Origin of the sequence: Mesorhizobium sp. C372A, from assembly GCF_030323245.1 — a bacterium.
Classification (GTDB): domain Bacteria; phylum Pseudomonadota; class Alphaproteobacteria; order Rhizobiales; family Rhizobiaceae; genus Mesorhizobium.
In genome coordinates, this window is sequence record NZ_CP100475.1 from 1,904,700 (window position 1) to 1,917,172 (window position 12,473).

General features: G+C 62.8%; 11 protein-coding genes and 1 tRNA gene. 5 read left to right on the forward strand and 7 right to left on the reverse strand.

The features are described 5' to 3' along the window. Positions 1-10 precede the first annotated feature (10 nt). The 3 genes from NLY42_RS08950 to NLY42_RS08960 all read right to left on the reverse strand — a co-directional run bounded on the left by NLY42_RS08950 (position 11) and on the right by NLY42_RS08960 (position 4,613). Positions 11-3,397, reverse strand: coding sequence for an acyl-[ACP]--phospholipid O-acyltransferase (locus NLY42_RS08950; RefSeq protein ID WP_032896430.1), 3,387 nt, complete (start codon positions 3,395-3,397; stop codon positions 11-13). A gap of 130 nt (positions 3,398-3,527) precedes the next feature. Continuing rightward, complete coding sequence (locus NLY42_RS08955; RefSeq protein WP_023668598.1) at positions 3,528-3,815, reverse strand: YiaA/YiaB family inner membrane protein; 288 nt, start codon at positions 3,813-3,815, stop codon at positions 3,528-3,530. Positions 3,816-3,926: 111 nt separating this feature from the next. Next, on the reverse strand, positions 3,927-4,613 hold the full coding sequence (locus tag NLY42_RS08960) for a PspA/IM30 family protein (RefSeq protein ID WP_023755960.1): 687 nt from the start codon (positions 4,611-4,613) through the stop codon (positions 3,927-3,929). Between the two features lie 107 nt (positions 4,614-4,720). Here NLY42_RS08960 and NLY42_RS08965 point away from each other — a divergent pair, with 107 nt between their 5' ends. Beyond that, on the forward strand, positions 4,721-5,329 hold the full coding sequence (locus NLY42_RS08965) for a TetR/AcrR family transcriptional regulator (RefSeq protein ID WP_023755959.1): 609 nt from the start codon (positions 4,721-4,723) through the stop codon (positions 5,327-5,329). Between the two features lie 102 nt (positions 5,330-5,431). Beyond that, positions 5,432-7,393 (forward strand): acyltransferase family protein, encoded by a 1,962-nt coding sequence (locus NLY42_RS08970; RefSeq protein WP_081726890.1) that lies wholly within the window; start codon positions 5,432-5,434, stop codon positions 7,391-7,393. A gap of 47 nt (positions 7,394-7,440) precedes the next feature. Here NLY42_RS08970 and NLY42_RS08975 read toward each other — a convergent pair. Next, a tRNA-Ala gene (locus tag NLY42_RS08975) sits at positions 7,441-7,516 on the reverse strand. A 148-nt stretch (positions 7,517-7,664) separates the two neighbouring features. Between NLY42_RS08975 and NLY42_RS08980 the strand changes: the two genes are divergently transcribed. Then, complete coding sequence (locus NLY42_RS08980) at positions 7,665-7,955, forward strand: YggT family protein (RefSeq protein WP_023668602.1); 291 nt, start codon at positions 7,665-7,667, stop codon at positions 7,953-7,955. Between the two features lie 13 nt (positions 7,956-7,968). Further along, positions 7,969-8,283: a DUF167 family protein gene (locus NLY42_RS08985; protein ID WP_023755958.1), complete on the forward strand. Its 315-nt coding sequence runs from the start codon at positions 7,969-7,971 to the stop codon at positions 8,281-8,283. 3 nt (positions 8,284-8,286) lie between these two features. On the opposite strand, the gene NLY42_RS08990 is transcribed toward NLY42_RS08985, so the two are convergent. From NLY42_RS08990 to NLY42_RS09000, 3 genes are read right to left on the reverse strand one after another with little or no spacing between them, the layout of a single operon-like run. Then, entirely contained in the window at positions 8,287-9,168 is an 882-nt protein-coding gene (locus tag NLY42_RS08990; protein ID WP_023681445.1) for a MurR/RpiR family transcriptional regulator, read from the reverse strand. Between the two features lie 10 nt (positions 9,169-9,178). Continuing rightward, positions 9,179-10,246 (reverse strand): ABC transporter ATP-binding protein, encoded by a 1,068-nt coding sequence (locus NLY42_RS08995; protein WP_023755957.1) that lies wholly within the window; start codon positions 10,244-10,246, stop codon positions 9,179-9,181. Positions 10,247-10,248: 2 nt separating this feature from the next. After that, entirely contained in the window at positions 10,249-11,019 is a 771-nt protein-coding gene (locus tag NLY42_RS09000; RefSeq protein WP_023755956.1) for an SDR family oxidoreductase, read from the reverse strand. A 177-nt stretch (positions 11,020-11,196) separates the two neighbouring features. Here NLY42_RS09000 and NLY42_RS09005 point away from each other — a divergent pair, with 177 nt between their 5' ends. Next, a complete protein-coding gene (locus NLY42_RS09005; RefSeq protein ID WP_023755955.1) occupies positions 11,197-12,429 on the forward strand; it encodes an ABC transporter substrate-binding protein in 1,233 nt (410 codons plus the stop codon). Positions 12,430-12,473: the final 44 nt, after the last annotated feature.

A 12,473-nucleotide genomic window follows, 5' to 3' on the forward strand; every position in this document is an offset into this window, starting at 1 on the left:
CGTAGCCGGGTCAGGCGGCCTTGGTCTTCAAGGCCTCTTCGTCGCGCACCATTTTTGTCACGGCGGCGAAGTCGAGCTTGCCGGAGCCAAGGACCGGTACCTTTGAGACCACCCGCACTTCGGCCGGGACCATCAGGTCCATGGCGCCGTTGGCCTTGGCGTAGGCGAGGAATTCCGCTCGTGTGGCGCCGGATGCCTCAGTGATGAGGATCAGCTTTTCGCCCTTGCGCGCGTCGGGCACCGTGGCGACCGCCGACAGCGAGCCCTTCCACAATTCGCCGGCCAGCGCTTCGACAGCGGCGAGCGAGATCATCTCGCCGCCGATCTTGGCGAAGCGCTTGGCGCGGCCGCGAATGGTGATGAAGCCGCCTTCGTCGATAGCGACGACGTCGCCCGTATCATGCCAGCCGTCCTCCAGCGGTTCGAGCACGCCGGGCTTCTCGGCCCGGAGATAACCGGCCATGACATTGGGGCCGCGCACGAACAGCCGGCCGCCTTCGTCGACGCCGGGGACCGGATCGAGGCGGTATTCCATGCCGGGCATGATCTTGCCGACGGTTCCGGAGCGATTGTACATCGGCGTGTTGATGGAGATCACCGGCGCCGTCTCGGTGACGCCGTAGCCCTCGAGGATGCGTAGGCCGAACTTCTCCATATAGGTCATGCGCGTCGCTGTCTTGACCGGCTCTGCGCCGGCAAAACAATAGCGTATCGAGCGGAAGTCGTAGGGGTGCGCGGTGCGGGCATAGCCGGAGAGGAAGGTGTCGGTGCCGAAGATGATCGTCGCGTTCGAGCCGTAGATCAGTTCCGGCACGAGGCGGTAGTGCAGCGGCGAGGGGTAGAAATAGACCGGCACGCCGGAGATCAACGGCAGCACCGTGCCCGCGGTCATGCCGAAGGAGTGGAAGATCGGCAGCACGTTGAACACCTTGTCGCCCGAATGGAAGTCGATACGCGACGCCGCCTGGGCGGCGTTGGCCAGGATGTTGCGGTGGGTCAGAACGACGCCCTTCGGCGTGCCTTCCGAACCCGAGGTGAACAGGATCACCGCCGCATCGCCGGGCTTGCGTTTCGCGCGTGGCGTCGACTTGCGCAGCAAGCCGAGCAGCTTATCCTTGAGACTGATGGTCTTTCTGAGATCGTCGAGCCACACGATGTCGACCGAGCGACCGAGTTCCTCGACTACAGCGCCGAGCTTTGCCTGTTCGACGAACGCGCGGGACGTCAGCACGGTGCGGACTTCGGCGGCCTTGCAGGCGGACAGAATATTGGCAGCACCTGCGGTGAAGTTCATCATCGCCGGAACCTTGCCGGCGGACATGACGCCGAGCAGCGTCGCGCAAGAGCCGTTGGCGTTGGGCAGCATGATGCCCAGCGTCTGCTGGTCGGCATAAAGGGTCTGGAACTTCTCACCAAGCACGGCGGCAGCCGTGAGCAGCTTGCTGTAGCTGAGAGAACCGGTGACCGGATCCTGAACTGCGAGCTGTTTCATGCCGCGTTCGTTCGCCGTCTCGATGATCTTTTCCAGTACGGTCTTGTCGATGTCCTGGGTGCGGAAAACGAGATCCGACATCACCTGGTAGAGCGCGGAACCCGCCGCGGCGCGGCGCTTGCGGCCCTTCAGCTCCTGCGGCACCTCGAGCTTGACCGGTTCCAGAATAGTCACCTTGACCTTCGGGAACAGGCGGCGGCGCACATGCTGCGAGCTCAGCCGCGAGAAGTAGGTCTTCTCCAGCCCGTCGATGCGCACCGGCACAACCATCGAGCCGGTCTTGTCGGCAACCATGGCGGCGCCGTCATAGACTTTCATCAGGCCGCCGGTCACGGTGATGCGTCCCTCCGGGAAGATCACCAGCGGGTCGCCGCCCTGCACGATCTTGATCAGCGTGCGGGTCGACATCGGCTTGGCCGGGTTGAGCGGCAAGGCGCGGGCAAGTTTCATGAACGGCTTCATCCACCAAGCCTGGGCAATGGTGTAGTCGATGGCGAAGACCGGTTCCTCATCGGTCAGCGTCAAGGCGAGCGGACCGTCGAGGAAGCTGACATGGTTGAGCGCCAGGATCGGCGCCTTGCCGGCCGCCTTGAGGTTTTCCATGCCCTCGACTTCGAGGCGCAGGAAAGCGCGGAACAGGATGGAGACGAAGTCACGGAAGGGGTTCGTCGGCAAATATTTCAGCATCAGCCAGGCGGCAATCGCATTGGCCGCGACGAGGCCGAACAGGATGCCGCCGGTCGAGACCTTCGTCTGGATCAGGGCCATGATGATGCCGCCGCCAGTCATGAAACCGGCATTGACGATACTGACGGCGGCGACGACCCGGGCGCGCCGCGCTTCGGGCGACCAGGCCTGCACGGCGGCGAAGGTCGGCACCACCAGGAAAGCGGCTGAAATGGCCATGCCGGCGAGGTCGATGGCGACGCGGATCGTGTTTGGGCCGGCGAAGAATGCGCCAAGGGTTTCCGCCTGGGGCGACGGCGTCATGCCGGAGATGGTCCAGGCGAGATGCAGGCCGAACAGGGCGAGCAGCGCCGTGCCGACCGGTGCCGGCAACAGCACGATGCGGCCCTGCGACATCCAGGCGGCGATGGCCGAACCGATGGCGATCGAGACGGCGAACACGGCGAGGTAGACGGTGACGGCCATTTCGTTGCCGCCGAGCGAATCCTTGATCAGGACCGGCAGGAGCGAGAGCACGATGGCGCCGATCAGCCAGAACCACGACGTCATCAGGCCGGCGCGCCAGATGCGCGTGTCGGTGCGCAATTCGGCGACCTGGCGCCAGGTCGAGCGGAAGATGTTCTTGTCGATGACAAGGTCGGGCGCCGCCGAACCGGTGGACCGGATATAGCGGCTGACGAGCCAGCAACCGACGGCGAGCGCCATCATGATCGGTCCGAACACCGCGACGCCGATACCATCGGCGGAAACGACGCCGCCAGCTATGGTGCCGCCGAGAATCGCGGCAAACGTGGCTGACTCGATCCAGGCGTTGGCCTTGGGCAGTTCCTTGCGTTCGAGGTGATCGGGCAGGATTCCGTATTTGATCGGTCCGAACAGCGCCGAGATGATGCCGAACATCAACAGCGCCGTCATCAGCACGGGAATGGACGACAGGGCGATGCCGACGACGGAGACACCCGCCGCGGCGATCTCGGCGAATTTCAGACGCTTGGCTATGAGAGCCTTGTCGAAGCGGTCGGCGAGCTCGCCGCCGAGCGCCGACAAGAGCAGGAAGGGAGCCATGAAGACGGCGCCCGCCAAGGTGACCAGTGATGCCGCCTGGTCCGCCGCCAGCGTGAACAGAATAAGGAACACCAGCGTGTTCTTGAGGAAATTATCGTTGAAGGCGGACAGGAACTGCGTCCAGAACAAGGGCGCAAAGCGCCTGGATGTCATCAGATGAGCTGTGGGACGATTGATCGGGGCGATTTCCATAGCGGCGACTTCCATTGGGCAAGACCGGTGAAAATCCTGACTGGATTGATCAGCGGTCTTGCGCGTTGAGCCTTGTTTAGCGGGAACCCGGTTACACTTCGTTACTGCGGCTGACTTCCATCAGCAACTTCTCGGTCTTGGCGTCTTCCAGCCGGTTGATGAAGCGGCTTGCCTCTTCCGAGTCGCGCAGTGTCTTGGTGATGGTGATCGAGGTGTGCACGAGCATGATGGCGGCCATGGCATAAAACCCCTTGGCGGCGAAGCTCGCCTCCATGAAGTAGATGCCGCCGGCCATCATTGTGGCGGCAACGGCGAAACTGGCCATGGTGAAGGTCTTCCAGGCGCTTGAGTCCTTGGGGGAATAGGTGTTCGGGGTCATCGATATGGTCCTTTCGTTTCAAGGTTAGGTTGGTTGGGCGTGGGTCTGTTTCAGGCTGGATACAATCAGGCTGGATACAATCAGACTGGATAACAATCAGGCCGGGTACGATCAGGCCGGCTTGGTCATGGTCTTCGTGAGCCGTTCGAGCACGGCGTCGGCGCTGCTTCTCAGCGGCGCACCGCAGCCGGCGGCCGCAAGCTTCTCTGAGACCGCGGCAGGATCGCCCGACTGTTCCATCTCGGCCATGGCGGCCGCGGTGTCGTCGATCTGCTTTTGCCTGGTGCGCAGGCGCAGCAGCGTCTCCTCGGCGTCCCTGAGCGCCGACAGGCTGGAGCCGGGCGCGCTTTCTCGCAGGCGCTGGGTCGAGTCGACCGCGGCAACGATGCGCTGGCCGCGCTGCAATTCGCGCAGGCGCATTTCGGAGACGCGGATAATCCGCTTGAGACGCTCAATCTCGGTGCCGAAGCTTTTCTGCGCCTCGGCGGAGGCGTCGCGTTCGGCTTCCAGCATGGCGATGGTTTCGGCGGCTTCGCGGGACAGTTCATTCTGTCCCTGCTCGATCGCGGCGATCGTGCGATTCTCCAAGTCGTCGATGCGGAGGACAAGCTTCTTGTACTGCGCGACTTCCTGTTCGTTCTGGGCGATGGCGATTGCAACCGCCCGGCGGGCGGCCGCGATAGCGTCGGCGCAATCGCGGATCTGCTGGCGCAGGATTATCAGCGCGTTGCGGTCGACGACCGCCTCGGCGGCTTCGTAGCTTCGGCCGCGAACGAGAGCAAAAAACTGTTTCAACATTTCCGTTTCTCCTCTATGAACGTTGTTCATGAGGCAAAGTAGCACATTGTGAACGGCGTTCAAGGAGAAAATGAACGGTGTTCATGATTGCGCATAAGAGAAGGTTAATGACCGCAAAACGGGACGCCAAACGCGAGGACCTCAAAGGCAGGCTGATCGAGGCCGCGCAAGCGCGCATCCAGTCCTCGGGGCTCGCCGGTCTGCGTGCGCGCGACATCACGGCCGATGCCGGCTGCGCGCTGGGCGCGCTCTACACCGCCTTCGCCGACCTGGACGAGCTCATCCTGCACGTCAATTCGATCACACTGGCCAGGCTGGGGGCGGCCCTGCAGCAAGAGGCGACCGGCGTCGCCGAGCCTAGGGCAAGGCTGAAGGCGCTGGCCAAGGCCTATCTCGGCTTCGCCCGCGACAACCGCATGGCGTGGAAGGCGCTGTTCGAGCACCGTATGGCGCCAGGCGTGGCGGTGCCCGAATGGCATCTGGCCGAACATGCGGTGCTGGTCCAGCATCTGGTTGAGCCGCTGGCCCAGCTGCTCCCGGCGGCGGCAACGCCGGAGCTTTTGGCCTGCGCGCGCACGCTGTTCTCCGCCGTGCATGGGATCGTCGCCATCTCGCTCGAAGACCGTTTCATTGGCCTGGCGTCCACCGACCTCGAAAGTGAGCTGCTGGGTTTCGTCGACACGCTGGTGAGCGGACTGGAGACGGAAAGGGAATGAACTGCTGCGATCGGCTCTTGCCTCACGGCACTCTGCCCTTATGAAGATCGTGGCGCGGACTGCCGGTTGATCCAGGCCGGCTGAGACTGTTGGGGATATCCGGTGACAATCGATCAGAACCGTCGGTTTCGACCCGAAATACAGGGGCTGCGCGGCTTGGCGGTCGCGCTTGTCGTGGTCTATCACATATGGCCGGATGTGCTGCCTGGCGGATATGTCGGCGTCGACGTCTTTTTCGTCATCTCTGGCTATCTGATCACGGGCCTGCTGGCGCAGATGGCGCTGCGCGGCGGCCGGATTTCACTGATCGAATTCTACTCGCGACGGGTGCGACGGTTGTTGCCGGCAGCAACCCTGGTGCTGCTGGTGGCATTGCTGGGCACGCTGCTTTTCATCTCAAAGGCGCGCTGGGAGGAAATGGGCAACCAGATCGTGGCGAGCGCTCTTTATGTCGAGAACTGGCGGCTGGCCTCGATTGCGGTCAGCTATCTCGAGGCCGACACCTTGCCGAGCCCGGTGCAACACTACTGGTCGCTTTCCATCGAAGAGCAGTTCTACATCGCCTGGCCGTTGGTGATGATCGGCGTGATCTGGCTGGCGCGCCGCCGTGACCTTCCGCTGAGGGCCTGCTTGATCGGGGCGTTGTCGCTCATTTTCGCGGCATCACTTGTTGCCTCTGTCGTTTTGACGGCGACGGATCCGGCCCAGGCCTATTTCGTCAGCCATACCCGCCTGTGGGAATTGGCGCTGGGTGGTCTGCTGGTGCTGACCGAACACCAGTTTCGACTGGCGGCACTCACTAGACAGTGGCTGGCGATCGCCGGCATCCTGGGCATCGTTGCGTCCGCCTTGCTGTTTTCCGCTGCAACTCCATTTCCCGGCGTCAGTGCGTTGTTGCCGACCTTGGCCACAGTGCTGGTCATCCTGGCTGGCGAGGTTGAAGTCGGCCGGTTTCGTGGGCTCGATTCGTTGCCACTTCGTTTCATCGGCGATCGCTCCTACTCGGTCTATCTATGGCATTGGCCGCTGATCACCATCTCCCAGGCGCAGGGTCATTCGCTGACCCTTGCCGGCGGTTTCGGCCTGATTGCGGCGACCCTGCTTCTATCGGATCTGTCCTATCGATATGTTGAGCAGCGCTACCGGCAAGCTCGGGGCGGCGCCTGGTGGAAGCCGCTGGGATACGGCACCGCGGCGGTTCTCACATGCGTGGCCGCATCCGGCAGCCTGCTGCTCTTTCTGAAGACCGAACGCATCGACACCGCGCTGATCGGCACGCCTTCCTACCCTGGGCCCGCCGCTCTCGTCTCCGGCGCCGTGGTCCCGGACGGTGTGAACCTTCTGCCGCCGCTGGCCCGGCTGAGGCGGGACGTGCCGGTCGTGTATGCAAGGAAGTGCCACCAGGAGGAAAGCTCGGAGCCCAAACGATGCTCTCTAGGCGATCCCACGGGTGCGAAAACAATGGTTCTGGTGGGAGATTCTCATGCAGCCCAGTGGGTGCCGGCACTGGACAAGATCGCAAAGGACCGCAACTTCAAACTGGTTACCTTTACAAAATCCGCCTGCCCATTCACCCGCGTGGCCATCACGGCGGATGGCAAACCCAACGTCTTATGCGCGCAGTGGCACGAAAAGGTGCTGGCCGAGATCCTAAAGCTGAAACCGGATCTGATCTTCACCAGCCAGTCCAATTACGGAGCGGTTCAGCAAGACGTGATGATCGAGGGGCTGCGAAGTCTCTGGGGCGGGCTGACGGACGCCGGCTCGCAAATCGTTGCCATCCGCAACACGCCCTATATGAAATTCGACCCGGGCGAATGCCTGAGTTCGACCCCAACGAAATGCGTCACCAAACTGAGCGATATTGAGCGGAGCAACGTGTTGGCGCTGGCCGCGGAAGGACAGAAAAATGTGCGCGCCATCGATATGCTCGATGCCATTTGCGGGCCGCAACTATGCCCGGCAGTTGTCGGCAACATCATCGTCTGGCGGGACAGTCATCATCTGACCGCCAGCTACTCGCTTGCCCTGGCGCCCTATCTCGCAGCGAAGGCGGGGCTTTGACGAGACGTCTCGGAAGTTAGATGTGTCGACAGGCAGGAAAATTCCGCTGGTGGAGCTGAGGAGGATCGAACTCCTGACCTCGTCATTGCGAACGACGCGCTCTCCCAGCTGAGCTACAGCCCCGTCCAGCGGATGGCGCATTTATCGAAGGCTGCGGTTTCCTGTCAAGGCGGGGTTTTGCTGAAATCCCTTGTGCCCGGTGCTTGCAGGCGACCGGCCCTTGCCGGTTTCGCGCGCAATGGCTACATGTCGGCAACAATCGGAGACCGGCATGCTCGCCCTCATTCAAACAATCGTCATGGCGCTGGACCTGTACTGGTGGGTCATCATCGCCTCGGCGATCTTTTCCTGGCTCTATGCGTTCAACGTCGTCAACTCGCGCAATCAGTTCGTCGGCAGCATCGGCAACATGCTCTACCGGCTGACCGAGCCGGCGCTGCGTCCGATCCGTCGGTTCATGCCCGACCTCGGCGGCGTCGACATTTCGCCGATCATCCTGCTTCTGCTCCTGTTCTTTCTCAGGCAGCTCATTCTCACCACGATAGCGCCGCTGGTCCTGTGAACCTGACGATGGCATGAGCGCGCCATTCCGCTTGCGCGCCGACGGCATCGACCTGTTTATCCGGCTGACGCCGAAGTCTTCCGTGGACAGGCTCGGAGGCGCCGAAAAATCGGCCGACGGGCGCAGCCATTTGAAGGCGCGCGTGCGCGCCGTGCCGGAGAATGGCGCGGCCAATGCGGCGCTGGAACGGCTGGTGGCCAAGGCGCTGGGCGTTCCGGCATCGGTCGTGTCGGTCATTGCAGGCGGCACGGCGCGGCTGAAGACGGTGCGTGTGGTTGGCGAACCATCGACGCTGGTGAAGAGCATCGAGGCACTGGCCGCCGGATAATCCTCAATCCCCCAGCGGCAACTTTGGATCGTCGACCTTCAGCGTGTTCACGCTCTGCTTGATGCGGCGCAGGTTTTCGAGAACCCTGGGTCCGCGCGTTTCGGCCACGGAGGTGACGATCATGTCGACGATCGACAGCAGCGCGTAGCGCGAAGAGGTCGGCTTGTAGATGTTGCCGTCTTCCAGCGACTGGAACTGGATGACGGTATCGGCGGCCTTGGCGAGCGCTGATTCCGGCGGGGTTACGGCGATGGTGGTGGCGCCATATTGCTGGGCCACCTGAACGGCGTCGATCACCGAGCGCGCATAGCCGGACACCGAGAACGCGATCAGCGTCGTCTCCGATGTGGCGACCGCGGCATACATGCGCTGCAATTGCCCGTCGATCTGCGCCAGCACCGGCACGCCGAGCCGAAACAGCCGGTTCTGCATCTCGGTCGCCATCATCGAGGAAATGCCGCCGGAGCCGATGCACAGCACATTGCCCGAACTGACGATGCGAGCGGCCACGCCCACCAGCGTCTTCATGTCGAGGTTTTCGCTGGCGCGCTGGATGGCGGCGATTGCCGCTTCGGTGATGGCCGACGCAATGCGCTGCTCGCGCGCGTCGCGGTTCAGCGGCTCGGGCGACAGATACTGGCCGCCAATGGCAATGGCCTGCGCCAGGTAGAATTTGAAATCGCGCAGACCCTCGCAGCCTAGATTGCGGCAGAAGCGGGTGACCGTCGGCTCGCTGACGCCGACGCGCGCGGCAATTTCCGAGATTGCCGCCTTGGAGGCGAAGTCGAGATCGGTCAGCACGAGGCCGGCCAGGCGGCGGTCCGATTTGGTGCCGTCCTGCGACATCAATTGCAGGCGCGTGATGATGTCGGCCGGCGTTTTCATGGCTCGGTCTTCATAGCGGCAGGCCTGTGGCCGTGTCGAACAGATGGATGTTGCCCGGCGCGACGGAGACCGGCAGCATTTCGCCCGGTTTGACCTGCACCCGGTCGCGGAACACGGCGCGCACCGTATCAGTGCCGATGGCGCCATAGATATGGGTTTCCGAGCCGGTCGGTTCGACGACATCGACCTTGATCGCCATGGCGTCGGCGGTCTCGCCGATGACGAAGTGTTCGGGCCTTATGCCGGCCTCTACCGTGCTGCCTGCCGGCACCGTCTTGCCGCCGAGAGCCAAACGTCCGCCGCCGGCCGATTCGAACCAGGTCCTTTCGGGCGTGGTCTTCAGCGCCCCGGACACAAAACTCATCGACGGCGAGCCGATGAAGGAGGCGACGAATTTGTTGGCGGGACGGTCGTAGAGCTCCAGCGGTGCGCCGACCTGCTGGATCTTGCCGCGGTCCATCACCACGATGCGGTCGGCCATGGTCATGGCCTCGATCTGGTCGTGGGTGACATAGACGATGGTCGATTTCAGCCGCTGGTGCAGCGCCTTGATCTCGGTGCGCATCTGCACGCGCAATTGCGCGTCGAGATTGCTGAGCGGCTCGTCGAACAGGAACACCGAGGGTTCGCGCACGATGGCGCGGCCCATGGCGACGCGCTGGCGCTGGCCGCCCGACAACTCCCGGGGATAGCGGTCGAGATAGGAGAACAGGTTGAGGACGCCGGAGGCCTTTTTCACCTTGTCGTCGATTGCCGTGCGACTCTCGCCGCGAATCTTGGGACCAAAGCCGATATTGTCGGCCGCTTTCAGGTGCGGAAACAGAGCATAGGACTGGAAGACCATCGCGATGTTACGCTGTTGCGGCGGCAAATCGTTGGCGCGCACGCCGCCGATCAAGAGGTCGCCTGAGGTGATCGGCTCCAGCCCGGCCAGCATGCGCAGCAAGGTCGACTTGCCGCAGCCGGAAGGGCCGACCAGCACGACGAACTCGCCGCTCTTGATGTCGAGGCTGATGTTTTCGAGGATCTTATGGCGTCCGAAAGATTTCGACAGGTCGCGGAACTCGACATCGGTCATGGTCAGGCTCCCAATATGTCGTCGATGAAGGGCAGGAAGCCGGCGGTCAGTCCGGCGTCGACCGGCACCACCGCGCCGGTTATCCCCGATGCGCGATCCGAAACAAGGAAGGCCACCGCTTCGGCCACTTCCGTGGCGTCGACGATGCGGCCGAGCGGATAGAGCCGCTTGAGCTTGCCGAGAACATCCGGGTTCTTGGCCAGCCGATGGTCCCATGCGGCGGTGCGGATCGAGCCGGGGCAGACGACATTGGCGCGCAGCCCGTTGCGGCCGAGTTCCACAGCGATCGCTTTGGCATAGGCATTGATGCCGGCCTTGGCTGCGGCATAGGCCGGGTTGCCGAAGTGGGCGATGGCGTTGACGGAAGAGATGAAGACGACACTGCCCGAACCGCGCGCGGCCATCGCCTTGATCAGTGGATCGGCGAACAGCATCACCCCGGTCAGATTGAGGTCGAGCTCATGCGTGATCTTGTCGGGGGTCAGCGCTGCAAGAGTCTCGGCGCGCGTCCAGCCGGCATTGTTGATCAGGATGTCGGGCACGCCGTCTTTCCCGAGGATCGCCGTGATCGCGGCATCGGTGGAGATCCGGTCGAGAAGGTCGAAGACGTGGCGCGACGCCAGATGCGGACTGCCGAGCTGGTCTTGCGACTGGTCGCAGCCGACGACGCGCGCGCCTCGTTCGGCCAGCAGCGCCACAATAGCCGAGCCGAGCCCGCCGCCGGCGCCGGTCACCAGCACGGTCTTGCCTGCGAATTCGGCCTTTGAAACCACGCTGCGCGCCTCCTGGGATCTACGATAATCGGAAAACGCTATTTTAAGAAATGTAATTAAGCAACAGGATAATCCGCTTGCACAGCGTCAAATGATGGATAATGTAGGAAAGTCACATAAAGCCTTGGTCGCCTGGAAGCCGCAAGAGCGCAGGCGCAATCAAATGGGAGAGATCGAATGAGGCTTGCAAAATGGACTGTCGGCCTGATGGCCGGAATGAGCCTGCTCGCCCTGGCCGCGCAGGCAGGTGCCGGCGAGGTGCGCGTAACCGTCGCCGAATACAGCGCCAAGACCGGCCCGTATTTCGAAGCGGTGAAAAAGGAATTCGAGGCAGCCAACCCGGGTATCACCGTCAAGTTCGAAGTTGTGCCGTGGGACGTGCTGCTGCAGAAGCTGACCACCGACATCACGGCCGGCACCAATGCCGACCTGTCGATCATCGGCACCCGCTGGCTGATCGATTTCGTCCAGCAGGATGTCGCCGAGCCGCTCGACGGCTATATCAAGCCGGAGTTCAAGGACCGCTTCATCGACACCTTCCTGTCGCCCTCGATCATGGAGGGCAAGACCTACGGCCTGCCGATCGCGGCCTCGGCGCGCGCCATGTACTACAACAAGGAATTGTTCGAGAAGGCCGGAATCGCCAACCCGCCGGCAACCTGGACCGAGCTGCAGGAGGATGCGCGCAAGATCAAGGCACTGGGCACCGGATCCTTCGGCTTCGGCCTGCAGGGCAAGGAGATCGAGACCGACGTCTATTACTATTATGCGATGTGGTCGCAAGGCACCGAGATCCTCAACAAGGATGGCACGTCGGGCCTCGGCACGCCGGGCGCGCTCGAAGCCGCCAAGCTCTACAAGTCGATGATCGACGAAGGCCTGACGGAACCCGGCGTCACCTCCAACAACCGCGAGGACGTCCAGAACCTGTTCAAGCAGGGCAAGGTCGGCATGATGATCACCGCGCCCTTCCTGTCCAACCAGATCAAGGACGAGGCGCCGAACCTGAAATATGGCGTGGCCGCTATCCCCGCCGGACCGACCGGCGCGCGCGGCACGTACGGCGTCACCGATTCCATCATCATGTTCAAGAATTCCAAGAACAAGGATGAGGCCTGGAAGCTGCTCGACTTCCTGTTCACCACCGAACAGCGCGCCAAGTTCACGCAAGGCGAAGGCTTCCTGCCGGTGAACAAGGAAGAGGCCAAGATGGACTATTACGTCAACAATGCCGATCTGGCAGCGTTCACCGCGCTGCTGCCCGACGCTCGCTTTGCACCGGTCATCCCCGGCTGGGAAGAAGTCGCCCAGATCACCTCGGATGCCATGCAGAAGATCTATCTCGGCGGCGACCCCGAGGCAGGCTTGAAGGAAGCGGCTGCCAAGGCCAACGCCGTGATCAAGAAATAGGGCGTATCTCCCTGCGCCCGGCGCGCCCCAGAGATCGGGGCGCG